At 55.6% G+C, this 22,685-nt stretch carries 23 protein-coding genes; 10 read left to right on the top strand and 13 right to left on the bottom strand.

Features of this window, described 5'->3' with window-relative positions; translation table 11 throughout:
- The gene (locus JAO79_RS06260) at positions 1 to 312 is read right to left on the bottom strand and encodes an AzlD family protein (RefSeq protein WP_199006267.1); all 312 of its coding nucleotides are present in this window, start codon (positions 310 to 312) and stop codon (positions 1 to 3) included.
- Positions 302 to 1,048, bottom strand: a complete 747-nt coding sequence (locus JAO79_RS06255) for an AzlC family ABC transporter permease (protein WP_199006266.1) — start codon at positions 1,046 to 1,048, stop codon at positions 302 to 304. The genes JAO79_RS06260 and JAO79_RS06255 overlap by 11 nt, the downstream gene beginning before the upstream one ends.
- A gap of 305 nt (positions 1,049 to 1,353) precedes the next feature.
- Between JAO79_RS06255 and JAO79_RS06250 the strand changes: the two genes are divergently transcribed.
- From JAO79_RS06250 to JAO79_RS06240, 3 genes are all read left to right on the top strand, one after another.
- Positions 1,354 to 4,857 (top strand): indolepyruvate ferredoxin oxidoreductase family protein, encoded by a 3,504-nt coding sequence (locus JAO79_RS06250; protein ID WP_199006265.1) that lies wholly within the window; start codon positions 1,354 to 1,356, stop codon positions 4,855 to 4,857.
- Positions 4,858 to 4,923: 66 nt separating this feature from the next.
- Positions 4,924 to 6,024 (top strand): Glu/Leu/Phe/Val family dehydrogenase, encoded by a 1,101-nt coding sequence (locus JAO79_RS06245; protein ID WP_199006264.1) that lies wholly within the window; start codon positions 4,924 to 4,926, stop codon positions 6,022 to 6,024.
- 92 nt (positions 6,025 to 6,116) lie between these two features.
- Complete coding sequence (locus tag JAO79_RS06240) at positions 6,117 to 7,529, top strand: sodium-dependent transporter (RefSeq protein WP_199006263.1); 1,413 nt, start codon at positions 6,117 to 6,119, stop codon at positions 7,527 to 7,529.
- A 65-nt stretch (positions 7,530 to 7,594) separates the two neighbouring features.
- Here the strand turns inward: JAO79_RS06240 and JAO79_RS06235 are convergent, their stop codons facing one another.
- The 4 genes from JAO79_RS06235 to JAO79_RS06220 form a co-directional block, all read right to left on the bottom strand.
- Complete coding sequence (locus JAO79_RS06235) at positions 7,595 to 7,810, bottom strand: dodecin (protein WP_199006262.1); 216 nt, start codon at positions 7,808 to 7,810, stop codon at positions 7,595 to 7,597.
- A gap of 72 nt (positions 7,811 to 7,882) precedes the next feature.
- Positions 7,883 to 8,614 carry a spermidine synthase gene (locus JAO79_RS06230; protein ID WP_199006261.1) on the bottom strand — a complete coding sequence of 244 codons (732 nt, stop codon included), beginning with the start codon at positions 8,612 to 8,614 and terminating at the stop codon, positions 7,883 to 7,885.
- Positions 8,615 to 8,885: 271 nt separating this feature from the next.
- Positions 8,886 to 9,455, bottom strand: coding sequence for a DUF1415 domain-containing protein (locus JAO79_RS06225; RefSeq protein ID WP_199006260.1), 570 nt, complete (start codon positions 9,453 to 9,455; stop codon positions 8,886 to 8,888).
- A 286-nt stretch (positions 9,456 to 9,741) separates the two neighbouring features.
- Entirely contained in the window at positions 9,742 to 11,328 is a 1,587-nt protein-coding gene (locus JAO79_RS06220; protein ID WP_199006258.1) for an ABC-F family ATPase, read from the bottom strand.
- A gap of 183 nt (positions 11,329 to 11,511) precedes the next feature.
- Between JAO79_RS06220 and JAO79_RS06215 the strand changes: the two genes are divergently transcribed.
- The gene (locus JAO79_RS06215) at positions 11,512 to 11,790 is read left to right on the top strand and encodes a peptidylprolyl isomerase (RefSeq protein ID WP_199006257.1); all 279 of its coding nucleotides are present in this window, start codon (positions 11,512 to 11,514) and stop codon (positions 11,788 to 11,790) included.
- Between the two features lie 45 nt (positions 11,791 to 11,835).
- Here the strand turns inward: JAO79_RS06215 and JAO79_RS06210 are convergent, their stop codons facing one another.
- Complete coding sequence (locus JAO79_RS06210; protein WP_199006256.1) at positions 11,836 to 12,666, bottom strand: DUF2059 domain-containing protein; 831 nt, start codon at positions 12,664 to 12,666, stop codon at positions 11,836 to 11,838.
- A gap of 163 nt (positions 12,667 to 12,829) precedes the next feature.
- Positions 12,830 to 13,729 carry a LysR family transcriptional regulator gene (locus JAO79_RS06205; protein ID WP_199006255.1) on the bottom strand — a complete coding sequence of 300 codons (900 nt, stop codon included), beginning with the start codon at positions 13,727 to 13,729 and terminating at the stop codon, positions 12,830 to 12,832.
- Between the two features lie 118 nt (positions 13,730 to 13,847).
- Here JAO79_RS06205 and JAO79_RS06200 point away from each other — a divergent pair, with 118 nt between their 5' ends.
- On the top strand, positions 13,848 to 14,042 hold the full coding sequence (locus JAO79_RS06200) for a hypothetical protein (protein WP_199006254.1): 195 nt from the start codon (positions 13,848 to 13,850) through the stop codon (positions 14,040 to 14,042).
- A gap of 69 nt (positions 14,043 to 14,111) precedes the next feature.
- Here the strand turns inward: JAO79_RS06200 and JAO79_RS06195 are convergent, their stop codons facing one another.
- Positions 14,112 to 15,794 carry an AMP-binding protein gene (locus JAO79_RS06195; protein ID WP_199006253.1) on the bottom strand — a complete coding sequence of 561 codons (1,683 nt, stop codon included), beginning with the start codon at positions 15,792 to 15,794 and terminating at the stop codon, positions 14,112 to 14,114.
- 290 nt (positions 15,795 to 16,084) lie between these two features.
- Entirely contained in the window at positions 16,085 to 16,864 is a 780-nt protein-coding gene (locus tag JAO79_RS06190) for a TSUP family transporter (RefSeq protein WP_199006252.1), read from the bottom strand.
- Between the two features lie 114 nt (positions 16,865 to 16,978).
- Between JAO79_RS06190 and JAO79_RS06185 the strand changes: the two genes are divergently transcribed.
- The 3 genes from JAO79_RS06185 to JAO79_RS06175 all read left to right on the top strand — a co-directional run bounded on the left by JAO79_RS06185 (position 16,979) and on the right by JAO79_RS06175 (position 19,344).
- On the top strand, positions 16,979 to 18,613 hold the full coding sequence (locus JAO79_RS06185) for a L,D-transpeptidase family protein (RefSeq protein ID WP_199006251.1): 1,635 nt from the start codon (positions 16,979 to 16,981) through the stop codon (positions 18,611 to 18,613).
- Positions 18,610 to 19,062, top strand: coding sequence for a hypothetical protein (locus JAO79_RS06180; RefSeq protein WP_199006250.1), 453 nt, complete (start codon positions 18,610 to 18,612; stop codon positions 19,060 to 19,062). Before JAO79_RS06185 ends, JAO79_RS06180 begins: the two co-directional genes overlap by 4 nt.
- A 105-nt stretch (positions 19,063 to 19,167) precedes the next feature.
- Entirely contained in the window at positions 19,168 to 19,344 is a 177-nt protein-coding gene (locus JAO79_RS06175; protein ID WP_199006248.1) for a DUF1328 domain-containing protein, read from the top strand.
- 54 nt (positions 19,345 to 19,398) lie between these two features.
- Here JAO79_RS06175 and JAO79_RS06170 read toward each other — a convergent pair whose 3' ends face one another.
- The gene (locus tag JAO79_RS06170; protein WP_199006247.1) at positions 19,399 to 19,638 is read right to left on the bottom strand and encodes a TIGR02647 family protein; all 240 of its coding nucleotides are present in this window, start codon (positions 19,636 to 19,638) and stop codon (positions 19,399 to 19,401) included.
- Between the two features lie 158 nt (positions 19,639 to 19,796).
- Here JAO79_RS06170 and JAO79_RS06165 point away from each other — a divergent pair, with 158 nt between their 5' ends.
- Both JAO79_RS06165 and JAO79_RS06160 read left to right on the top strand, forming a co-directional pair.
- Entirely contained in the window at positions 19,797 to 20,510 is a 714-nt protein-coding gene (locus tag JAO79_RS06165) for a lytic transglycosylase domain-containing protein (RefSeq protein ID WP_199006245.1), read from the top strand.
- Positions 20,510 to 21,277 (top strand): spermidine synthase, encoded by a 768-nt coding sequence (locus JAO79_RS06160; protein ID WP_199006244.1) that lies wholly within the window; start codon positions 20,510 to 20,512, stop codon positions 21,275 to 21,277. The genes JAO79_RS06165 and JAO79_RS06160 overlap by 1 nt, the downstream gene beginning before the upstream one ends.
- 43 nt (positions 21,278 to 21,320) lie before the next feature.
- Here the strand turns inward: JAO79_RS06160 and yeiP are convergent, their stop codons facing one another.
- Positions 21,321 to 21,887: an elongation factor P-like protein YeiP gene (yeiP, locus tag JAO79_RS06155; RefSeq protein WP_199006242.1), complete on the bottom strand. Its 567-nt coding sequence runs from the start codon at positions 21,885 to 21,887 to the stop codon at positions 21,321 to 21,323.
- Between the two features lie 72 nt (positions 21,888 to 21,959).
- Positions 21,960 to 22,457 (bottom strand): acyl-CoA thioesterase, encoded by a 498-nt coding sequence (locus JAO79_RS06150; protein WP_199006241.1) that lies wholly within the window; start codon positions 22,455 to 22,457, stop codon positions 21,960 to 21,962.
- Positions 22,458 to 22,685: the final 228 nt, after the last annotated feature.

Genomic DNA, 22,685 nt, shown 5'->3' with positions numbered 1-22,685 from the left:
TCAGGTGAAATAACGCACCAAAGCCGCTGCCACCAGCCCCACCGAGATCGCGGGCAGCGGCTTACGAATCGCCAGCATGGTGACCGCAGTAGCCACCAGCGCGGCCAAAGCCCCGGCGTCACCTGCCACCGCCATAGGCACTATGATCGCGATCAAAACAGAGCTGGCCATGGCGTTGATGAAGCTTTCAACCCGCGGGCTGATCTTCACAAACGACATGGCGAACACGCCGCCGAATCGGGTTACCAAGGTGACCAACGTCATGAGCACAATCAGAATCAGAACGCCGACCGAAGTGGTTTCAATGGTCATGTTCAGCTCCTGCATGCTCTGAGTTGTCTGAGGCTCGCGGCTCCAGCCAGAACAAACCTACGGCTCCGCCAGCCAAAGCGCCGACAACCACGTGCATGTTGGCAGGCAGCCACTTCCAGGCAGCGAGAGACGTAACGCCAGCCACCAACCACACCACCACAACCCGCGGCGTAGCCTTACCACCCAACACCATCGACAGCAGGAAACAACCGAGCACCATATCCAACCCAAAAGCTTTCGGGTTTTGCAGCAAGCCACTGAAGTAGGCACCAAACGCCGTGCCCAACACCCACGCCAGCCACAAGACCACGCCACCACCCAGAATCACTTCCAGGTTGCGCCGACCGTTCTGGTAATCCTGTGCCGAAACCGCCCAATTGGCGTCGGTCAGGAAAAGCAGCAGGCCATACCGCCGCGCCGGCGATACGTCTTTCAACATGGGGTAAAGCGAGGCCCCCATCAGCAGGTGGCGTGCGTTTATGGCAAACACCACAACCATCATGGGAATCACCGAAACTTCGGTGCCCCATAAATCTAACGCCCCGAACTGCGAAGCACCGGCAAAGACCGTGAAGCTCATCAAAATTGACTGGAACGGAGACAAGCCGGACTGGGTCGCGGCTAATCCAAACGCAGCACCAAAGGCGACAACGAATAAGGAGATCGGCAGCAACCGGAAGAATTCAGCGCGCACCTTGTGCGGCTGAAATTGGTAAGAATAAGTATGAGCAGACATCGAAGGAAATTAAGCTTAATCCCGCAAAACACGAATAGGTAAAAACCCCTAAGCCAAATTATTTTCTGCCGCCACCTCAGCCGGTTAAATGCAAAACTCACACTTCAGGCAGCCGCAAGCACCCTCACGCCTGTTGACGTACACGTAAACTTACTCTAGTTTGTTTTTCGTCCAGTCCCAAAAGGACAACCCGGGTAATCCTCCGGGCAGGACCAATGAAATCGACCATCCGGCCAAAAGCCGGGATTACAAAAACAAGACATTACCTACCGCCGCGATCCGGTCAGGTAGTAGAGGATTTCAACATGTCAGATCTTTCACGCTCCCCCACGGGCCTGCGTCCCGTCAGCCTTGACGATGTCTGGAAAAAAGATACCGGTTCGGTCTACATGAACGGTAGCCAGGCTCTGGCGAGACTCCCCCTGCTCCAAGCCCAACTCGACCGTAACAACGATCTGAATACGGCCGGCTTTATCTCCGGTTATCGCGGGTCTCCTCTTGGCGGGTTCGACAAGGTTTTGTGGAAAGCCCGCGATCACCTCAAAGAGCGCAATATTCACTTCTTGCCCGGTGTAAACGAAGATTTAGGCGCAACCGCTGTCTGGGGTAGCCAGCAGGTCAACATTTTCGAGGGCGCCCGTTACGATGGTGTATTTGCACTCTGGTACGGCAAAGGGCCGGGCGTAGACCGCACCGGCGACGTCTTCAAGCACGGCAACGCGGCGGGCACTTCCCGGTTTGGTGGTGTACTGGCGGTTGCGGGCGACGATCATGCCTGCAAATCGTCCACCTTGCCTCACCAAAGTGATTACGCGTTTCTCGATGCCGGCATGCCGGTTCTGAACCCCGCCGGCATTCAGGACATTCTTGACCTCGGCTTATACGGCTGGGCCATGTCGCGCTTCAGCGGCTGCTGGGTCGGCTTTAAAGCTCTGGCCGAGAATATGGACTCGTCCATTTCCGCCAACCTGGATCTCAGTCGGATCAACATCCGCATTCCCACACACTTTCCGATGCCGGAAGGTGGCCTGAACTCCCGCTGGCCCGACAAGCCCATGGAACAGGAAGAACGCCTGCACCGGCACAAACTGGAAGCCGCAAAAGCCTTCTGCAGAGCCAACCACCTGGACCATACCGTACTTGCGGCGAAACAGCCTCGACTGGGTATCGTCACCACCGGCAAAGCCTACCTCGACGTTATTCAGGCCCTGGCCGATCTCGGTTTGGGCGACGAGGAACGTGAAGCCATCGGGCTGGCCGTTTACAAAGTGGCCATGCCCTGGCCTCTCGAGCCCGAAGGCATCTATGAATTCGCCTCGGGACTGGAAGAAATTCTGGTAGTTGAAGAAAAGCGGGGCTTGATCGAGGAACAGATCAAAACCCAGCTCTACACCTGGCAAGATGGCAAACGCCCCAATGTGATTGGCAAAAAAGACAATCAGGGAAACGATTTGCTACCGACCATCGCCGAGCTCACCCCGGCTATGGTGGCGCGGGCCATCGCTTCCCGTCTGGATGGCCGCTATTGCAATGACCAACTGCAGCAGCGCCTGAACTTCCTCACGGAAAAAGAAAACAGTCTGGCGCAGCCCAAAGAGCGGCTGGAACGCACACCTCATTTCTGCTCTGGCTGCCCGCACAACACGTCCACTCAGGTCCCCGAAGGCAGCCGCGCCCTTGGTGGCATTGGTTGCCACTACATGGCCACCTGGATGGAGCGCGGCACCGACACCTTTACCCAAATGGGCGGTGAAGGGGTCACCTGGCTCGGCCAGGCACCGTTTACCAACCAGAAGCACGTGTTTCAGAACCTGGGTGACGGCACCTATTTCCACTCCGGAGTTCTGGCCATTCGGGCAGCCATCGCTTCCGGTGCCAACATCACCTACAAAATTCTCTACAACGATGCCGTTGCCATGACCGGTGGCCAGCCGGTGGACGGAACCTTGACGGTTCAGCAAATCAGCCACCAACTCTACGGCGAAGGCGTACGCCGCATCGCTGTGGTCAGCGACGATATCGATAAATACCCGTCCCGTGCCGATTTTGCTGACCGTACTACCTTCCATCACCGGGATGATCTGGACGCGCTGCAGCGGGAAATGCGTGAGATTGAAGGCTGCTCGGTGATCATCTACGACCAAACCTGCGCCGCCGAAAAGCGCCGTCGTCGCAAGCGCGGCACCATGGAAGACCCGGACCAGCGCGTGATGATTCACTCGGATGTGTGCGAAGGCTGTGGTGATTGCGGCATTCAATCCAACTGTTTGTCGATTCTGCCGAAAGAAACCGATGCCGGGCGTAAACGCACGATTGACCAATCTTCCTGCAACAAGGATTTCTCCTGTGTGCGCGGTTTCTGCCCCAGCTTTGTCACTGTCAAAGGCGGCAGACTGAAAAAACCGGCAGGGGTCAGCTCTGCGGTGGACTTCCCCGAGCTTCCGGAACCTACGCCCGTATCTGGCAGCAATCCTTACGGCATTCTGCTGACCGGCGTGGGTGGTACCGGTGTGGTGACCGTGAGTGCCCTGCTGGGCATGGCGGCACACCTCGAAGGCAAAGGCGTGTCCGTGCTGGATCAGGCTGGCCTGGCCCAGAAGTTTGGCGCGGTGGTCAGCCACATTCGCATCAGTGACAAGCAAGAGGACATCCACGCTGTGCGCATTCCGGCCGGCGAGGCCGACCTGATGATCGCCTTCGATCTGATGGTATCGGCAACCGACGATGCCCTGGCCAAACTGGATAACCGGTTTTCACGGGCGGTGGTTAACACCGAAAAAGCCATGCCCGCGGCCTTTACCCGTGACCCTGACCTTCAGTTCCCGGGTGAAGCGATGGAACAAACGGTGAAAGAAGCCTGCCGCCCCGATGGCAGCTGGTTCCTCAATGCCGGCGATCTGGCCAAGGCCTTGATGGGCGACGGCATGGCCGTAAACCTGTTCACCGTGGGCTTCGCCTGGCAGCAGGGCTTGTTGCCGCTAAGCGCGGATGCCATTGAGCGGGCCATCGAGCTCAACAACGTGGCAGTCGAAAAAAACAAACAGGCCTTCCTCTGGGGGCGCCGTGCTGCCCACGATCTGGACCGGGTGATGGCTCTGGCCTTCCCGAAACCCAAAGGCACGCCGGTGCAGGTCATGGAAACCACAGACCAGTTGATCCAGCGCAACATGGCGCATCTGAGCGATTACCAAAATGCATCGCTGGCCAAACGCTACGAGAAGCTGGTGCGCAATGCGGAACAGACCATCGCTCACAAGCTGGGCCGTGACCCACTTCTGTTGCGCTCTATCGTCGAGAACTACGCCAAAGTGTTGGCCTACAAAGACGAGTACGAAGTCGCCCGACTGTTCAGCAATGGCAGCCTGCGCAAGCAACTCGAGGAACAATTCGAGGGGGACATCGAGCTGGAGTTCAATCTGGCGCCGCCGCTGCTCAGCCGCGGTAGGAACGGCGAACGGCCGAAAAAGCACACCTTCGGGCCCTGGATGGAAACCGTATTCACGTGGCTGGCGAAAGCCCGCGGTCTGCGCGGTACCCCGCTGGACCCATTCGGATACACCGCCGACCGCCGCCTGGAACGCAAACTCATTCGGGAGTACGAGGCGGACGTGGCTTTCCTGCTCAAGCATCTGAGCAAGGACCACGCCGATGCGGCCCGCAACCTTGCCAGCCTGCCCGCGAAGATCCGCGGCTACGGGCCGGTGAAAGAAGCCGCCTATCACGCTGCCCAAAAAGAACGGGCGCAGTACCGGGCTGAATTAAGCCCGAATGAAAGGGCTCATCAACAAATCGCCAACGCAGCTGTCTAAAACAATAAATGGCCACCGCAGGCCCCACAAGGGTAACGGTTGGCCACCGACAAGAGGTGAAACGCCATGAACGTATTCAGCCATCCGGAGTTCGATAACCACGAACACCTGTCTTTCGTCTGCGATGCCGAAACCGGCCTTAAAGGCATCATTGCCATTCACAATACCTCACGGGGAGCCGCGCTTGGCGGTTGCCGAATGTTCCCTTACGCCAGTGACGAAGAAGCGCTCAGAGATGTCCTTCGCTTATCGAGAGGCATGACCTATAAATCGGCGCTGGCCAATCTGGATCTCGGCGGCGGCAAGTCGGTGATCATCGGCGACCCTCGCAAGCACAAGACCGAAGCCTTGCTCGAAGCCATGGGCCGACACCTGGAAAGCCTTGGCGGCCAGTACATTGCCGCTGAAGATTCCGGCACCAGCGTGCCTGACCTGAAAGTCATGGGTCGCCAGACCTCTCATGTGGCCGGTGTAACAACCCGCACCGGCTTTGACGGCCTACCCAGCACGGGCGATCCGTCACCGGTAACCGCCTACGGAACCTTCATCGGCCTGAAAGCGGCCGTCAAACACAAACTCGGCACGGATGACCTGAACGGTTTGAAGGTAGCGGTTCAGGGTATTGGCAATGTCGGCTTCCGACTGGCCCGCTACCTGAAAGAAGCCGGTGCCGAACTGTGGGTGACGGACATTCACACCGACAACCTCAAACGTGCGGTAGACGAACTGGGCGCCACTGCCGTTGCATCGGGAGACATTCTTACCTTGCCGGTCGATGTGATCGCCCCCTGCGCCATGGGAGCGGTGCTGAATGACCAAAGCATTCCCGCGATTCGGGCTGGCATCGTGGCGGGCGCTGCCAATAACCTGCTGGACCGCCCCGAGCACGACGCAGCACTCAAACAACGGGGCATTCTCTATGCCCCGGACTTCGCCATCAACGCCGGCGGCATCATCGATGTGTTCTACGAGCGCACCAACGGCTCTCCCGAGCAAATCCGCGCCCATGTAGACACCATCGGTGACACCCTGACCGAGATATTCCAGCGCTCAGATAATACCGGCCGCGCGACCGGTGAGATCGCCAATGAACTGGCCGAAGAGCGTTTCCGAAAGCATGCTCCGGGTGCAGGGCAAACGCCCAGGCGACTGGCTTGCGCCGGCTGATCTGACGCCGGCGCGTTCCCTTGGGGGCTGCAGGGTTCTGCAGCTCCCCTTTTTAACCCCTGAAACAAAAACAATACCTTCGGGAGATCATTATGTCTGTCACTTCATCCGGCTCCGCTACCTATTCGGAAGCCCTTGAGGGCTCCAATGCAAAACGTGGACTCTGGTCCTCACGGCTCGCCTTTATTCTGGCGGCCACGGGTTCCGCCGTTGGCCTCGGCAATATCTGGAAGTTCCCCTACGTTACCGGCGAAAACGGTGGTGGTGCCTTCGTACTGGTATACCTCGCCTGTATCGCCGTTGTGGGCATCCCCATCATGATGGCCGAAGTGATGATTGGCCGCCGGGGTGGCCGCAGCCCGGTCAACAGCATTCGTCTGATTACTGAACGCGACAAACTGAACCCGGCCTGGAAACTGGTAGGCGCCATAGGCGTTCTCGCCGGATTCTTAATTCTTTCGTTCTACTCGGTGATTGGTGGCTGGGCCATCTCTTACGTGGGCACCACCGCCAGCGGACAACTCACCGGGCAATCTGCAGACGCCGTGGGCGCCATCTTCTCAGGATTGCTGAGCACGCCCTCTACCCTGCTGCTTTGGCACACCGTGTTCATGGCCTTGGTGATGCTGGTCGTGGCCCGGGGCGTTCGCTCGGGTCTTGAGCGGGCCGTCAGTATCCTGATGCCTGCGCTGTTTGTACTGCTTCTGTTGGTTGTCGGCTACGCCATGACCACCGGCCACTTCGGTCAAGCCGCTACGTTCCTGTTCCAGCCGGACTTCTCCAAGCTGACCACGTCGGGCGTACTGGTGGCCCTTGGCCATGCATTCTTTACGTTGAGTCTAGGCATGGCGGTCATGATGGCCTACGGTTCCTACCTGCCCAAGAATATTTCCATCGCCAAAACATCCGTTACTGTCTCGGTGGTCGATACCGGCGTGGCACTGCTGGCCGGCATGGCGATTTTCCCGATCGTCTTTGCGAATGGACTGGAGCCGGGCGCAGGTCCTGGACTGATTTTCCAGACTCTGCCACTGGCCTTTGGTCAGATGCCGATGGGCTCGTTGTTCGGCACTCTGTTCTTCGTATTATTGGTGTTCGCTGCCTGGACATCGGGCATTTCGCTTCTGGAACCCATCGTGGAATGGCTGGAAGAGCAGAAAGGTATGAACCGTGCGATCAGCACCCTCGCCGCCGGTGGCGTGTGCTGGGCACTGGGTATTGCCTCGGTGCTGTCGCTGAACTTGTGGGCCGACGTCGCGCCGCTGGGCTTCATCCCGATGCTGGAAGGCAAAACCATTTTTGATTTGCTGGACTTCTTCACCGCCAACATCCTGTTGCCGCTGGGTGGTCTGCTAGTTGCGCTATTTGCCGGTTGGGTGATGTCTCGTCAAGCCATGGAAAACGAACTGTCGCTGTCACCGGGCGTGTTCAACCTGTGGTTTGTCACCGTCCGCTTTATCACGCCGGTCGCTGTGGCTATCGTGTTTATCTACAACCTGATGTAAAAAAACGCCCGGGCAGCGCGCTGCCCGGGCGTTTCACTGGTCCACCAAAATAATTCTTACGGTTCTCAACTGTCAGAGATACGAAATCCGATTTTCAGCACCACCTGATAATGCCCCACCTTGCCATCCACGATATGGCCCCGGGTTTCCATCACCTCAAACCACTCCATATTGCGAACGCTTTTTCCACACTCCTCAAGCGCATTTTCGATCGCATCCTCGATGCTTTTCTTCGAGGAGCCGACAATTTCCACTTTCTTGTAAACGTGGTGATTCGACATAAACACCTCCTGCAACTTGCTCCGTTTACTTGAGCCTAGAAGACAAGAGGCGTACCAGCAAACCTCAGTTTTTCACCCAGGCTTACGGGCGACGTAGACGGTGTTGAAGGATTCCCGGTTTTGGAAGGGGTTGAAGAAGCTGACAACGTGGCAAGCGACGTCTTCGAATACTTCATTCAGTACAGCCATAAACTCGTCGTCTTCGCCTTCGTTTGACCACATGGCAAAAATGCCGCGCGGCTTCAGCTGCCGGGCCATCAGGCTGATATTTTCGGTACTGTAGAAGCTGGCACTGGAGTCGTGCAGCAGGGCTCTGGGCGAGTGGTCGATGTCTAGCAGAATGGCATCAAACTGTTTCCCGGGCGCTTCAGGGTCAAAGCCTCCGGTGGCGGGGTCTGCCACGGCCATGTCGAAGAAGCTGCCGTGGACGTAGCGGTGGCGTGGGTCGTCGTTCTGTTCTTTGCCAAGGGGTACGAGCTCTTGCTGGTGCCACCCGATCACGGGCTTGAGGTATTCAACGACCAGCAGTTCGGATACGCGTTGGTGTTTGAGGGCTGCAACGGCGGTGTAGCCCAATCCAAGGCCCCCGACGACGACACTGAGGTTGTCGCCTTCGGTTGCATCGAGGCCGATATCCGAGAGCGCAATTTCGGCATCGACGAACATGCTGGACATAAGAAACTCTTCGCCCAGTTTCACTTCGTAGATATCCCGATCACCCAGCGCCGGTATCCTGCGGCGGCGCAGAGTGATTTCCCCGATCACCGAGGGTTCGCTGTCTATTTGTTCGAAAAGCAGTCCCATGTTTTGGCTCTTGTGTGTTGTCTGGTTTTACTTGGGAGCTTGCTGTCACTAGCCTTCGAGTTAGTGCGAGTCGCCGGTGGGGGATCGCCTTCCAAAAACCGCTCCTTCGGCACCCCTCCGGGGTCCGGCCCGCAATCACAGATTGCGGTCGTTCATCTGTCGCATGAAGCTTCGCTTCATAAGCGCTCGGCTGAACCCATGTGGCGCTTCTGCTCCGCCATCCATGGCTCCGCACATTTTTGGAAGCGCCCTACCCACTGGCTTCGTTCTTCTACTCCCCGGTTCGCTTGTTTTCTATCTCGGAGAAACAGGCCTTAAGCAGGCTTTTCAGCTTGTCTGCGCCTTCCCGGTTCATCAGTTCAATATTGCGATCGGGAATACCATCCACATCGGGATAGTTATCAATCGCAGACTCCAGACTCGCTTCCCGCAAGATATGCAGCATAGGGTATGGAGAACGGTTCGTGTAATTCTCTGCCGCATCGGCCTCGGTGTCGGCAAACTGGTAATCCGGATGGAAACTGGCGATCTGGTAAACGCCTTCCAGCTCAAGATATTCCAACAACGCATCCGCGGTATCCAGGAACTCGTTGTAGGCATAGAAATCCTGCAACACGCCCGGGTGAATCAACAAGGTGGTTTCAACGTCTGGCTGGTCTTCCAGCAGTTGAAGCTCAGCGTGCAGCGCCTGCACAAGGTCGTCTTCGGTCTTGGCTTCCGTCACCACAAACCGAACCCGGTCTTTCACCAACTCACGCTTGGCAAACGGGCAAAGGTTGTAACCAACTACAACGTCTTCCACCCATTTTCGGGTGGAATTAATAATCTCAGAATCACTCATGCTTTTATCTCTTACTTAGTCGAATCCCACTCAAAAGCATGAGCGGACGTGTGGGTGGCCCCTTCCAAAAATGTGCGCAGCCATGGATGGCGGAGCAGAAGCGCCACATGGGTTCAGCCGAGCGCTTATGAAGCGGAGCTTCATGCGACAGATGAACGACCGCAATCTGTGATTGCGGGCCGGACCCCGGAGGGGTGCCGAAGGAGCGGTTTTTGGCAGGCTCACCCCACATGCCCGCCAGCACCATAGTCTGACATCGGAGAATAACTGGCTCCCAAGCTAAACCTCAGAGATACCCCTGACTCCGCAAGTAATCATCGTAACTACCGCTAAAGTCCGTAATCCCATCCGGCTTCAACTCGATAATGCGAGTCGCCAAGGAAGAAACAAACTCCCGGTCGTGGCTCACGAAAATCAACGTACCCGGATAATTCTCCAGCGCCAGGTTCAGCGCCTCGATGGACTCCATATCCAAGTGGTTCGTCGGCTCATCCAACAACATCACGTTTGGCTTCTGCAGAATCAGCTTACCGAACAGCATCCTGCCCTGCTCACCACCGGACAACACCTTCACCGACTTACCAATGTCATCACCTGAGAACAACATCCGCCCCAGCGTACCGCGAACCAACTGCTCGCCACCGGTGGTCCATTGCGCCATCCAATCGGTCAAAGTGTCATCCCGCGCAAAGTCGGCGGTGTGGTCCTGCGCGAAATAACTCACCTTCGCACTGTCGGTCCACTTCACCTCACCGGCGTCTGGCTCATACGCGCCCGCCAAACACTGCAGTAACGTGGTTTTACCAATACCGTTCGGGCCGATGATGGCCACACGCTCGCCGGCTTCAATCTGCAAATCCAGATTCTCAAACAGCGGGCCTTCGTCGAAGCCTTTGGTCAGGCCTAGCAACGTGACCGCTTGGCGGTGCAGTTTCTTTTCCTGCTCAAAGCGGATGAACGGACTCACCCGGCTGGAAGGTTTCACTTCTTCCAATTGAATCTTGTCGATCTGTCTGGCCCGAGACGTCGCCTGTTTGGCCTTCGAAGCGTTGGCCGAGAAACGGCTTACGAACTGCTGCAATTCAGCAATCTGAGCCTTCTTCTTGGCGTTGTCTGCCATCATGCGCTCGCGGGCCTGGGTGGCAGCGGTCATATATTCGTCGTAGTTGCCCGGGAACAGCCGCAGCTCGCCGTAATCCAGATCCGCCATGTGCGTGCACACGCTGTTCAGGAAGTGACGGTCGTGAGAAATGATGATCATGGTGCTGCTACGGGCTACCAAAATGTTTTCCAGCCAACGAATGGTGTTGATGTCCAGGTGGTTGGTTGGTTCGTCCAGCAGCAGAACATCCGGGTCGGAAAACAAAGCCTGAGCCAACAAAACCCGCAACTTCCAGCCCGGTGCCAAAGCACTCATGGGGCCAAAGTGCTGGTCCAGAGGAATGTCGAGGCCCAGAAGCAGTTCGCCAGCGCGAGATTCAGCGGTGTAGCCGTCCATTTCGGCGAATTCTACTTCCAAATCCGCCACGGCCATGCCGTCTTCTTCGCTCATTTCCGCCAATGAATAAATGCGGTCACGCTCTTGTTTAACGTGCCACAGCTCTTCATGCCCCATGATCACGGTGTCGATCACCGTGCAGTCTTCATAGGCGAACTGATCCTGGCGCAGCTTACCCATACGGACGTTCGGCTCCAGCATAACCTGGCCCGCAGATGGCTCGAGGTCGCCACCCAGTATTTTCATCAGGGTGGATTTGCCGCAGCCGTTGGCGCCGATGAGGCCGTAACGGTTACCACTGCCAAATTTGGCAGAAACGTTTTCAAACAGGGGCTTAGCCCCGAATTGCATGGTGATATTGGCCGTGGAGATCAAGAAAAGAACCTATAAACGTGAGGGCCAGCACTGTGGCGGCAAAAGAAACGGCGCATTGTACAGGTTTGCAGGCCCGACTGTGAGGCCGAAGAAACACGCATAAAAAGCACTTGCCTCGGGCCGGCGGTACGGGCAGCATTCACCTTCTGAACATTTCATCCATCCAACAACAGGATATTGATCATGGCACAAGCAACTGCACGCCACATTCTGGTAGACAGCGAAGCAAAATGTGAAGAACTGAAGAAAGCCATCGAAGGCGGTCAGGACTTTGCTGAAGTTGCCAAGCAGCACTCTTCTTGCCCATCCGGCCGCAATGGCGGCGACCTGGGTTCATTTGGCCCGGGCCAGATGGTTCCCGAGTTTGATAAAGCGGTATTCAGCAGCGACCTGAACACCGTGATTGGGCCAATCCAGACCCAGTTCGGCTACCACCTGCTGGAAGTGACTTCCCGCAGCTAATAGCTGTTGGTCTGCCTGTGCATTCGCCGCACAGGCAGACTGCTCTCACTGAGCGCTTTCATTCCCTAAATTTCTGAACCGAGCCAGCTGGTTGCCGATATTCTCGATCGGCTCTGTCACGGCCTGCTGGATGCTCTCGACCACTACCTTGGTGAACTGCCGGCCGGCATCACTTTCCAGAAACTCCAGATACATCTCCATCTCCTTCGGACTGATTTTCTGGTAGGTGTACAAATAGCTGTCGTAAACCTGTTTGCGCACCACACCTTGCAACGCCGGGCGCTGCGCTTCGAGTTGTTGGCGCGTTGCTTCCGGGTTCGCAGGCTCACCCCGCACTGCGGCCAGCGCTGATGACAAACCTAGCTGCAGCGCAATAGCGGTATCGACGGCACTTTCGCTGGCACGGGCAGCGCGGTCAAAACGCTCGAAGCGTTCCTCGCGATCCGTACCCTGATTGGCTTTATTCAACTCTGGCGCTTTCTTGCGAATTTGCGGCCAGATAGCCGGAGCAGAGGCTGCAACTTCAGCCCGGGCAATTTTTCTCGCCACCGGCCTCTGGTACCAGTCGTGCACTTTGGCCAGCTGCTCATCACTTAATGATGTTTCAAGGTTGGCGGCGATTTTGCGTTTGATCTCTTCGGGGCGGAAGCTGTTCTGCACCACATACGCGATGGTATCAGCCACCATCGGCGGCAGCTGTGCTTTCTGTTTAAGGCCGTCCCGTATGCCCTGCCCCATCATTGCCGGATACTGCACAACGATGTCATCCACGGGCGAAGCTTCCAGCACCTGCTGTGCGCTCGGTGCGGCCTGTGCCAGACTGCTCACCAGCAATCCGGCCACTACAAGAGGTTTCATCAGGGTCTTCAATGTCATGTCACTCTTATCCGGTTACGGGAATAGCGATGTTTATGACATGCAGGCCCGCCCTTCAGCAAGCTTCCAATGCCGCTGAAGATGACGGTTTGGTAGGAATGATGTCGCACCGGAGGAAAAATCCTTGGGATATCCGGCACAAACACGTTAATACCGGCGGCGCTTAAAGCGTGTTGCTGAATTCAATGGCCGGCCCCAAAGCCTTGAGCCGCTCCACCAGAAACTCCATGGCGATCCGTACCCGAGCCATTTGCTGGGTGTCGTGGTTGACGTGCAACCAGAGATCGATGCTTTCTCCGTCCAGCGGGTCCGACAGCCGCCGAAGCTCTTTCGCCGCTTCTCCCAAATAACACGGTAAAACCGCCAAGCCAGCTCCGGCCCGCGCCAGAGCATGCATGGACTGCAGACTGTTGCAGCGGATCACCGTGGGGACGTTCTTCAGGTGCTTTCGGTACCACTTGCCGGTCGCCAAATGGCTGAAGGACTCGTCCGGAATCAACCAGGTGCAGGCCTCCGGGTGATTTTCGATGTCCATTTTCCGATTTCGACGGCAGTAGTTTGTCGAGCCGTAGACCGCAGAATCAATGGCAGCAATTCGCTCGCCTTCCAAAGTGGCCTGAGGCTTGTTCTCGGGCCGCAAGGTTAAATCGGCTTCCCGGTGGCTCAGGTTGGCCACATCGTTGTCGGTCAGAACCTCCAGCTCAATTTCCGGGTACTCGCGCACGAGCGCCGCCAATACCGGACTCAGCAATTCATACATCACCGCATCTTCTGCCGCGATTCTGACTTTGCCAACCGGTGCACCATCCTGCCCAACCAGCTTGCGCTCCAGGTTTTCCATGTCTACCGCGAGCTTTTCGGCTTCCCGATAGGCCATTTCACCGGTGGCGGTAAGCTGCAATCCGTCACGGTTGCGGTCAAAAAACTGCACACCTAACGACTCTTCCATCTGATCAAGTCGTCTTAAAACAGTGGTTTGGTGCACACCGAGTATTTCACCGGCTTTTGCGAAGGTTCCAGCTATTGCCAGAGCCCGTATATATCGAAGATAATCCCAGTCCATAGTCACTGCACATTTGCAACATGAGTACGAAGTTTAACGTATTCAAACTGCAAATAAGAACCTCTAGAATAGTTTAAAATCTAACAAACCAAGCCACCCTAAAAAGGAGGAAGGCACCATGATTCATCAGCGTAACGTGAGCGTTCGCCCACAGCCATCCGGCATCCTCCACAACGGCGTGGAGATGCGCAGCGAGTATACCCGTGCGGCAGTCAAACAGGGACTGGCATTTTTGAGTCGTAAGCTGCGCAAAGCGAATCGCGAAGCCGTAGCAGCGGTGCAGGATTTGCCACAGGCTCAAGGCGGAGTATAAACACCCGCTTTTACGCCACAAAAAAACCGGCATGCTTACATGCCGGTTTTTTTGTGGCTGACCGCTAAGTCAGAACTCCCAAACCACCCTTCGGTTTTGCGCAAACCAATTGTCCATCTTCTGGTGATAGAACTCTTCGATCACATTGCGTTTGATCTTCATGGTGGGCGTTAACATGCCGTTCTCCATGCTCCATGGCTCCTTGACCACCACCAGGAACGCCACCTTTTCGTGGGATTCACACTCCGCGTTTACCGCATCCAGCTCTTGCGCCAGCTCCTGCTCCAAAGCCGTTCGATCAATGCCTGTGTCAAGCGCTGCACGGGCCTCCTCCGACAACAGTAACATCAGGCACGGTTGGGGTTGGTTGGCGCCAGCCACGCAGACAACCTCGGCCATGGGATGATTAAAACGATTTTCGATCGGCACCGGCACCACGTATTTGCCTTTCGAGGTTTTGAACAAATCTTTCACGCGCCCGGTAATACGGAGATAACCATCCTCGTCGATCTCACCCATGTCGCCGGTTTTCAGGAAACCATCGTGGGTTACGTCCTCTTTGGTCTTCTCTTCGTTCTTGTAATAACCGAGCATCTGTCCGGGGCTTTTAACCTCGATCTCGCCGCCCTCGCCAATCCTTTGTTCTACCCCGGGATTCGCTACACCGACATAGCCAACTTTCGCCTGGCCCGGGCGACTGGCATGGGAGTACCCAAAGTTCTCCGACATGCCATAGACTTCGAGCAACTCAAGCCCCAGATTCCGATACCAGTTAATGATATCTGCGGACAAAGGTGCGGCACCGGTCAGAGCTACCCGGCAGTGATCCAGCCCCAATTGACGGAGCACCTTCTTCTTCACCAACCCACCCAGAACAGGAATATTGAACAGAACTTTCTGCTTCTTGGGCGGAAGTTTGGCGGTTACACCCAGATAAAACTTCATCCACAAGCGCGGCACCGAGAAAAACAGGGTGGGTCTAGCCCGCTGCAGATCTTCCTGAAACGTCTCCAGCGAATTCGCGAAATAAAGGTGGAAACCGTAATACAGCGATTGGGTTTCGACAGCCGCCCTTTCGGCTACGTGGGCCAAAGGCAGATAGGACAACATCCGGTCGGCGGGCGACACCTGAAACAACTGCTGCAATCCGTCCGCCACGGAAATCATGGTTCGAAAGCTGTGCATCACGCCCTTGGGGCGACCGGTGCTACCCGATGTATATACGATCGTCGCCAAATCATCCGGGGCCGGCAGCCGGGGTTTGGCCGGGGCGTGCTTTGCCACCAGATCCATCCACATAGGTGTGTCATCGCGGGGGGAAAGTGGCAAAGAAACAACGGGCAAATCCTGCGGAATGTGATGTTTGATATCGTGCCAACCGTCCGCGGTACCATCCAGCTTACCGAGGAACAGCATTTGCGCGTCGCTATGCTCCAGTACATAGGCCGCCGTGTCACCATTCAGCGTTGGGTATAAAGGTACACTCACGTAGCCCGCTGACCAGATAGCCAGGTCCGCTAAAATCCAATGGGCGCTGTTTTTGCCCAATATTGCAATTTTGCTTCGCTCGGGCAGGTTCAAGCTGGTCAGGTACGCCACCATGCGGCATACCTGGTCCGCCGCCTGAGCCCAGGTGATGTCCTCCACGCGACCATCCGGGAAGGGCTGGGTCAGGTATACGTTATCCGGTGTTTTCTCGGCCCAATAAAACAGGCAATGGGCAGACGTCAGTTTCTGAGGGTCTACAGTCATATGAAGTCCTTGTTGTTGTTTTTGTGACTACTTCAGGAAGTACTCGCCTTAAACACACTTCATACTAGACGACTATTTGAACAACCGGGCGTGACAATGCTCAAGAATGGTCTAAATTGACAATGACCGCGTAATGATTAGCCATACCGAAGGAGGTTGCGATGATCAGACCGGCACGTTCTGTAATGATTGTTCCCGCTTGGAGCCTGATTCTGCTTGGTTCCTGTGCATTCTTTTACACCGCCTACGCAGGCATGCTCGGTTCCTGAACCGGTAGGCCTTTAGCTTGATTACAGCCACACGGTAACCAGTCCAATACTGCTTACAATTAGCAGGATTGTGCCCAGCACCCGGTAGAACAGTGACGTTTCCGCGTGCAGCATTCGATCGTGCACATACAAACCGATGACATGTCCAACCGCCGCCGCAGGCAACAACCAGATGTGGTGTTCAAGCTGCAGATCAACACCGGCCCAAACGAACGCTCCCAATTTGATCATCACCAGAATAAACCAAAGGGCAAACAAGGTGTCCCGCAGCTTCTCTTTAGGCAAATGCTGAGCCGCGACGGCGATGATCAGAGGGGCACCGATCAATGAGGTGCCACTGATGTACCCCCCCAGCATCAGAAACAACGCATCGACTGTTTTACTGCCACTACGGAAGGGCTTGTTAACGATGTACGAAACCGAATACAGGCCTACAATGATGAAGATGATCGCACTGAGGATGTGTCCCGGCAGGGTGATCAGGCCGAAAACACCAATGAGTTTCGGCACGATCAGAATCGAGAACATTCGTCCCAGGTAGTGCCAATCTACCGTTCCGGATTTCGGAGAGCCCTGACGATCGGTCTGCCCTTGTCGGTTGTTCATCCAGATGGTTAGTGATGAAAACACCAACAAGTGGATGGAAATGATCGGCAGGAACACCAGCGGCTCGTCCAACACCAACAACAGGAACGGCAGCGACAGCACAGCGCCGCCAAACCCTAATCCTGAGCGCACGAAACCGCTCCACACGAAAATCAGCGCAATCAAAACATACTGTACAACTGACAAGTCAGACATATTGAACTAAAACTCCAGCAAGCCTGACGGCTCAGTTTGCAAGACATTCACGAGGAGGACGATGTGCAGGATGCAGAATCGAAGACAAACATAGGGAGCTGCCTACTGTTCATAATGCTACTGGCATTTGTGCAAAATGCCCAGAGCGACGATCGTATTATCAATCATCTGGAAGCGCTGCAATCCGGTTACCCCGTTACAGTAAATGACATACAGCTACATACAGAGAGTTCTTTGGCCGAGTTTTACCAAAACCGGCACTACCAACCAGCCTGGGAGTCGCCGATTGCCCGGCGCGAACTGATTCAGGCTATTGATGAGCTGGCCGACGACGGGCTTAACCCGGCGGATTACCACCAAGACGCCTTACACGACATTACCCAAAGCACTCAGGATGCACCCACCCGGCTGCCATCCACAGAACTGGACCTGATTTTTACAGACGCCTTCCTTTTGCTTGCCTCCCATCTTCGTGACGGCAAGGTCAATTCACAAACCCTTCAGGCGCAATGGACAGTGCAACAGCGGCAAGCGCCCCTGCAATCGGCCCTTGAACAAGCCTTGCAGGACGAAACCGTTTATCGAACACTGCAATCCTTCAAGCCACCCGCACCGGCCTACCAGAAACTGCGCGACTACAGGCGCCAGCTCTCCGGCCTGCTTGGCCGCCCCTGGCCCCTGCTTGACTCAGGGCCGACCATACATCCGGGCGACAGCGACGCTCGCATACCGACAATCCGGCAACAACTCAGGTTGCTGGGCGATCTTCCGGCGGCAGACGGCGACACGCATGACAGCACTGGCGAACCCCCGGAAAGCCAACTGTATTCAGGCAATCTGATTGACGCCATTCCCGCGTTTCAGGCTCGCCACGGCTTGGAGCCCGATGGTCTTATCGGCCGAAAAACGCTGGAGGTACTGAACACCATGCCCATCGAACGCATCCGCCAGATCGATGCCAATCTTGAGCGATGGCGCTGGCTACCGGATTCATTGGGCGACACCTATGTTCTGGTCAATATCGCAGGCTACGATATGGTTTTGGTGGAAAACGGCGAAGAGGTCATGCATCAGCGAGTGATCGTTGGCGACCCTTTCCGGCAAACGCCGGTATTCAGTGATCGCATTCGTTATCTCGTATTCAACCCGACCTGGACGGTTCCCCGAACGCTGATGATCAAAGATCAGCTGCCCAAACTACAAACCGATCCCGGCTATCTGTCCCGGATGAACTTCAAGGTTTATAAAGGCTGGGGAGCCAGCCGCGTTGAAGTGGCCCCGGACGAGATTGACTGGAATGCCCTGACGGCCGACAACTTTCCGTATCAACTTATTCAGCAGCCCGGGCCCAACAATTCACTCGGGCAGGTTAAGTTCATGTTCCCGAACAAACATGCGATCTACCTGCACGATACGCCGGGCCAATACCACTTCAACCGCGAACAGCGCACCATCAGTTCCGGCTGCATCCGGGTTGAGCGCCCCTTTGAACTGGCGGAACGATTACTCACGCGAAACAGCTCCTGGACCAAAACCACGATCCAACAGGCCAGAGAAAAAACAGAACCCGTGAAGGCGGTTCTGGATCGGTCGGTGCCGGTTCATCTTCAGTACTGGACAGCGTGGGTCGATAAATCCGGTAATCTGCAGACACGAAAAGATGTGTACGGGCGGGACCGCCGATTGGTTGATGCGCTAAGATCTGATTTCAAAGGAAATCTGCAACTAACCCCCAGGAGTCACCGATGATTCGAACGTTAGCCCCTTTGCTGATTGCTGTGTATCTCACCGCCTGCCAGAGCCTGCCAGGCGTAGATCCTGACATTGGGGAAAACACGGTACTCCTGAGCGCCCAACACTGCCTGGAAGAGCCCGTAGGCGATAATAGCCGCATTCATTACGGCCCCTGTCTCAAAATCACCGAGATCAACGGTAACAAACCAGCGGTTCGGGATGACGGGTTCATTGCCTTACCCGTCGGCCAGTCTTTAACGATTGAAACGGCATGCGTCTACCGTTTGGCCGACGGCCGACCCATCCCCGCCACAGTGGAAACCGCAACGTTTCCAGTCGGGGCGGACACCTTTTCTCGCGGCGGCCGGCGCTGGTACCTGCATGCGCATAAACAAGCTCGCGGGGTGATCGGCTGCACCCCCACCTTGGCACCGTCGGTGTATCCGCTGGAATCAACCGACTGAAAGCTGACCGCACCATGACCATCGTTTAACGTAACGCACTCAAAATTGCAGTAACACCCATGTTGTGCCACGTTTACTAGGCATTGCAAAAAAGGAGGAAAACAAATGCTCTATTGGGCTTTAGTGTGTCTCGTTGTTGCGATCATTGCGGGGGTATTGGGTTTTGGCGGCATAGCCGGAACAGCGGCAGGCTTCGCTAAAATTCTGTTTTTTATCTTTCTGGTACTGCTCGTTGTCTCTGTACTGGTGAACGTACTCAAAGGGAAGGGACCCAAGGCTTAGGGCACTCAACTGCTTTGAGGGTGGCCCTGACTCATCAGGGCCACGCCTGTTTATTCAGTCGCTGGCCAGCATAGTTTGCAGCTTCTGGGTCAGTTCAACCGCCTCGCACCCCATAGGCGTTAGGTAACCACCGTCTTCCTGCGAGATCAGCCCCTTCGAAAACAATGACGCAGCCGCACGAACGGTTTCAGGCGCCGCCTGACTGGCGTGCACCTTGATGCCTTCCTGCGTCGAGGTGGAAGGAAACTGCAACAACAGATTCAGTTCGGCAAGATGAACCGGCGAGAAAGGCATAAGAAACTCCTTGTTAGGTATCTCCCTTGCAGCATAGCGGAAATAATCCCTGCCGAGCGAAATTTCTCACAAACAAACAAAAAGCCTACACTTCAAGGTACATCTCCGTTGGCAATAACGGTACATTGAAGCCTTCGATTCTGCATTCCGGTCATGAAATGAAGTTTAGCCGTATATCGCCCCCAACCTCTGCCATCGCACTTTCAGCCCTTCTGTTTTGGGCCGCAAGCACGAGCGTTCTGGCTGATACTATTAAACGGGTTGTTCACCCCGACGGGCGCGTGGAGTTCACCAACGTCAAAAGCAAAAGCCAGCCACGGCCCTCTACGAAAAATGAAACGGTTTACCGCTACAAAGACCAACACGGCGTGATTGCCTACAGCAGCCAACGACCGGCCAGTTCAGATTTCGACGTGATCAGTTTCCATTGCTACGCCTGCGATCCGGATTCCAAAGTGGACTGGCGCAAAACCCCACTGTTTCTTCGACCATTCAAAACCGAGATTGCAACCGCTGCCAAAGAATATGGCGTAGACCCGGCACTGGTGCGTGCCGTGATTCATGCCGAATCCGCGTTTAATCCACAGGCGCTCTCCCCTGTAGGCGCTCAAGGCTTGATGCAACTGATGCCCGGCACCGCAAAAGAATTGGGGGTGAAAAATCCGATGGCCGCGTCCGAAAACATCCGAGGTGGCGTGAACTACCTGTCTCAGATGCTCACGCGCTTCAAGGGTGATACGCGGCTTGCCACCGCAGCCTACAACGCAGGCCCCGGTGCGGTTCGGCGTTACAAAGGCATTCCTCCCTATGCCGAAACCAAAGCCTACGTAGAACGGGTGGGCATTCTGCATCAACGCTACGCAGCCAACTGATGAGCAATCCGCCAAACACCGTCGCCATTCCCGGCGACATTGTGCACGTGGACCGGGATAAATACGGCAACATTCTGGTGATCGACGACCGCAAACACCGGGTGCTCAGTTTTGATTCGGTGTTTGAGCAAAGCAAAATCGTGCGCGCCGCCCCAAACGTTCCGGTGCATGAATACAATCGCGCCATGCTCTTACCCGTGGCCTTTCATGAGCCACGGCATATCACGGTTCTGGGCTTAGGTGGCGGCGTGCTCGCCCACGGACTGCACAAGCTTCTACCCAAGAGCGATATCCAGGTATTCGAGTTGCGGGAGAAGGTGGAACTGATTGCCCGCAAGTGGTTTGCTCTACCGAACAGCGACCGCCTGAAGGTGACCATACAAGATGCCCGGCTGGCTGTGGACAACCTGCCAGAGGCCAGCACAGAGATGATCCTGACCGATCTTTACAGTGCCGACAAGATGAGCCCGGCCCAGGGGCAAAGACGCTTCATCAAGGCGTGTAGCCGCGCACTTACCAATTCAGGCTGGCTCGCGCTGAACTACCACAAAATGCCGGACGCCCATGGCAATCTGGTAAGAGAACTCCGGCGACAGTTTCCATTGCTCTTGGTGTTTCGAAGCAAAACCAACAACTGGGTGATTTACGGCAGCAAGCAAGGCTTCAGCAAGGTCACCATTGACTCATCCCGGTGCGCCGAACTGGAAAAACGCTTACCGATAGGGTGGGCAAAACTGAGGAAAAAGCTGGAAGTAATGGAACTGTAGAAAGGGGCTGCTTGCCCCTCTCTACCATCGTCAGAAACCGGTATCAGGCCCGGCTCAGGAATTTGCGTTCTTCCACGTTGACCTTGATACGGTCGCCTGTGGAAATGTGCTCTGGCACTTGCACAACCAAACCGGTGGTCAGGTGAGCAGGCTTGGTGCGCGCGGTTGCTGAACCGCCTTTTACCGAAGGATCGGTTTCTTCAATCGTCAGCTCAACCGTTGGCGGCAAATCCAGGGCCACCGGGGTATCACTGACCAGAATGGCCATCACGCCCTGCGTTTCCTCAGTGATGAACAGCAGTTCGTCTTCAATCGCACTCTTGTTCAGCATGTACTGAGTAAAGTCTTCGTTGTCCATGAAGACGTACTCATCGCCATCTGAGTAAGAAAACATAACCGGACGACGAACCAGATCCGCCAGGTTCAGCATGTCTGAATCTTTGAAGGTTTCGTCTACCTTCTGGCCAGTGACCACATCGTACAAACGCATGCGGTAAAGGCTGCCACCGGCACGACCCTGGGGCACCGAACGCTCGATGTCTTTTACGAAAAACGCACGTCCATCAAACTCAACCGCTTGGTTCTTTTTAATCTCACTCGCTTTTGGCATGTCACCTATTCCAATATAAGTTGATCACCGTGGCCGTGATATACCACGACTGGGCTAAATATGCGACTTTCCTCAGCTATTCGCCTTGGTCAGCTGCTCGCGTGTTTGCAGGCGCCCGGCCCTGCGAATTTCCGCATTGGCATACCGCCGGCGTTGCTCACTCGTTTCCGGAATCACTTCCGGGACATCTACCGGCTTACCCTCTTCATCAACGGCCACAAAGGTGAAAAACGCGGACAGGATGTGCCGAACATCGCCGGTGTAGCTGTTTTCCGCTTCTACCCGGGCACCAATCTCCATAGAAGAGCCCCAGCTGCGGTTCAGGGTCAAACTGAACAACAGGGTATCCTTACCTCTTGCGGGTGCACGAAAGTGGATAGAATCGACCGCAGCCGTCACACACACATGCGCAGAATGCCGTTCAGCCACAACCAACGCCAAACGGTCGCACTTGGCCATGATCATGCCTCCGAACACCGTGTCGTGTGAGTTCATATCATTGGGAAACACTTTATACACATGCTTCTCAATGGCGGAAGCCGAAACGGGCTTGGCCGGTTTATCAGTCATTGAAAGGCGTTCCTTCTGTTATTTGCCCACAAATACTGTGGACAACTGTGTTAGCAAGGTAAGGACATATAAGCTAAAACCGCTCTGCGAGCGGGTTTGCGGATTTTGTCGCTAATTTAACCAAGGTATCTATCAACAACACAAAATACACAATAAAGGCTGCGCATTGAAGTAATGCACAGCAAATGTTCGGTTTCCGGCCAGCATGGGGATAACCTTATCCAGTTA

This window comes from Marinobacter litoralis (genome assembly GCF_016427555.1).
In the GTDB taxonomy this organism is placed as follows: domain Bacteria; phylum Pseudomonadota; class Gammaproteobacteria; order Pseudomonadales; family Oleiphilaceae; genus Marinobacter; species Marinobacter litoralis_A.
The sequence above is the reverse complement of the archived record's forward strand: the minus strand, read 5'-3'. Positions and strand labels throughout refer to the sequence as shown.

Bases quoted from the DNA above. Each gene is read 5' to 3' on its own strand.
- JAO79_RS06260 (WP_199006267.1), bottom strand. From the start codon at position 312: ATGACCATTGAAACCACTTCGGTCGGCGTTCTGATTCTGATTGTGCTC.
- JAO79_RS06255 (WP_199006266.1), bottom strand. From the start codon at position 1,048: ATGTCTGCTCATACTTATTCTTACCAATTTCAGCCGCACAAGGTGCGC.
- JAO79_RS06250 (WP_199006265.1), top strand. From the start codon at position 1,354: ATGTCAGATCTTTCACGCTCCCCCACGGGCCTGCGTCCCGTCAGCCTT.
- JAO79_RS06245 (WP_199006264.1), top strand. From the start codon at position 4,924: ATGAACGTATTCAGCCATCCGGAGTTCGATAACCACGAACACCTGTCT.
- JAO79_RS06240 (WP_199006263.1), top strand. From the start codon at position 6,117: ATGTCTGTCACTTCATCCGGCTCCGCTACCTATTCGGAAGCCCTTGAG.
- JAO79_RS06235 (WP_199006262.1), bottom strand. From the start codon at position 7,810: ATGTCGAATCACCACGTTTACAAGAAAGTGGAAATTGTCGGCTCCTCG.
- JAO79_RS06230 (WP_199006261.1), bottom strand. From the start codon at position 8,614: ATGGGACTGCTTTTCGAACAAATAGACAGCGAACCCTCGGTGATCGGG.
- JAO79_RS06225 (WP_199006260.1), bottom strand. From the start codon at position 9,455: ATGAGTGATTCTGAGATTATTAATTCCACCCGAAAATGGGTGGAAGAC.
- JAO79_RS06215 (WP_199006257.1), top strand. From the start codon at position 11,512: ATGGCACAAGCAACTGCACGCCACATTCTGGTAGACAGCGAAGCAAAA.
- JAO79_RS06210 (WP_199006256.1), bottom strand. From the start codon at position 12,666: ATGACATTGAAGACCCTGATGAAACCTCTTGTAGTGGCCGGATTGCTG.
- JAO79_RS06205 (WP_199006255.1), bottom strand. From the start codon at position 13,729: ATGGACTGGGATTATCTTCGATATATACGGGCTCTGGCAATAGCTGGA.
- JAO79_RS06200 (WP_199006254.1), top strand. From the start codon at position 13,848: ATGATTCATCAGCGTAACGTGAGCGTTCGCCCACAGCCATCCGGCATC.
- JAO79_RS06195 (WP_199006253.1), bottom strand. From the start codon at position 15,794: ATGACTGTAGACCCTCAGAAACTGACGTCTGCCCATTGCCTGTTTTAT.
- JAO79_RS06190 (WP_199006252.1), bottom strand. From the start codon at position 16,864: ATGTCTGACTTGTCAGTTGTACAGTATGTTTTGATTGCGCTGATTTTC.
- JAO79_RS06185 (WP_199006251.1), top strand. From the start codon at position 16,979: ATGCTACTGGCATTTGTGCAAAATGCCCAGAGCGACGATCGTATTATC.
- JAO79_RS06180 (WP_199006250.1), top strand. From the start codon at position 18,610: ATGATTCGAACGTTAGCCCCTTTGCTGATTGCTGTGTATCTCACCGCC.
- JAO79_RS06175 (WP_199006248.1), top strand. From the start codon at position 19,168: ATGCTCTATTGGGCTTTAGTGTGTCTCGTTGTTGCGATCATTGCGGGG.
- JAO79_RS06170 (WP_199006247.1), bottom strand. From the start codon at position 19,638: ATGCCTTTCTCGCCGGTTCATCTTGCCGAACTGAATCTGTTGTTGCAG.
- JAO79_RS06165 (WP_199006245.1), top strand. From the start codon at position 19,797: ATGAAGTTTAGCCGTATATCGCCCCCAACCTCTGCCATCGCACTTTCA.
- JAO79_RS06160 (WP_199006244.1), top strand. From the start codon at position 20,510: ATGAGCAATCCGCCAAACACCGTCGCCATTCCCGGCGACATTGTGCAC.
- yeiP (WP_199006242.1), bottom strand. From the start codon at position 21,887: ATGCCAAAAGCGAGTGAGATTAAAAAGAACCAAGCGGTTGAGTTTGAT.
- JAO79_RS06150 (WP_199006241.1), bottom strand. From the start codon at position 22,457: ATGACTGATAAACCGGCCAAGCCCGTTTCGGCTTCCGCCATTGAGAAG.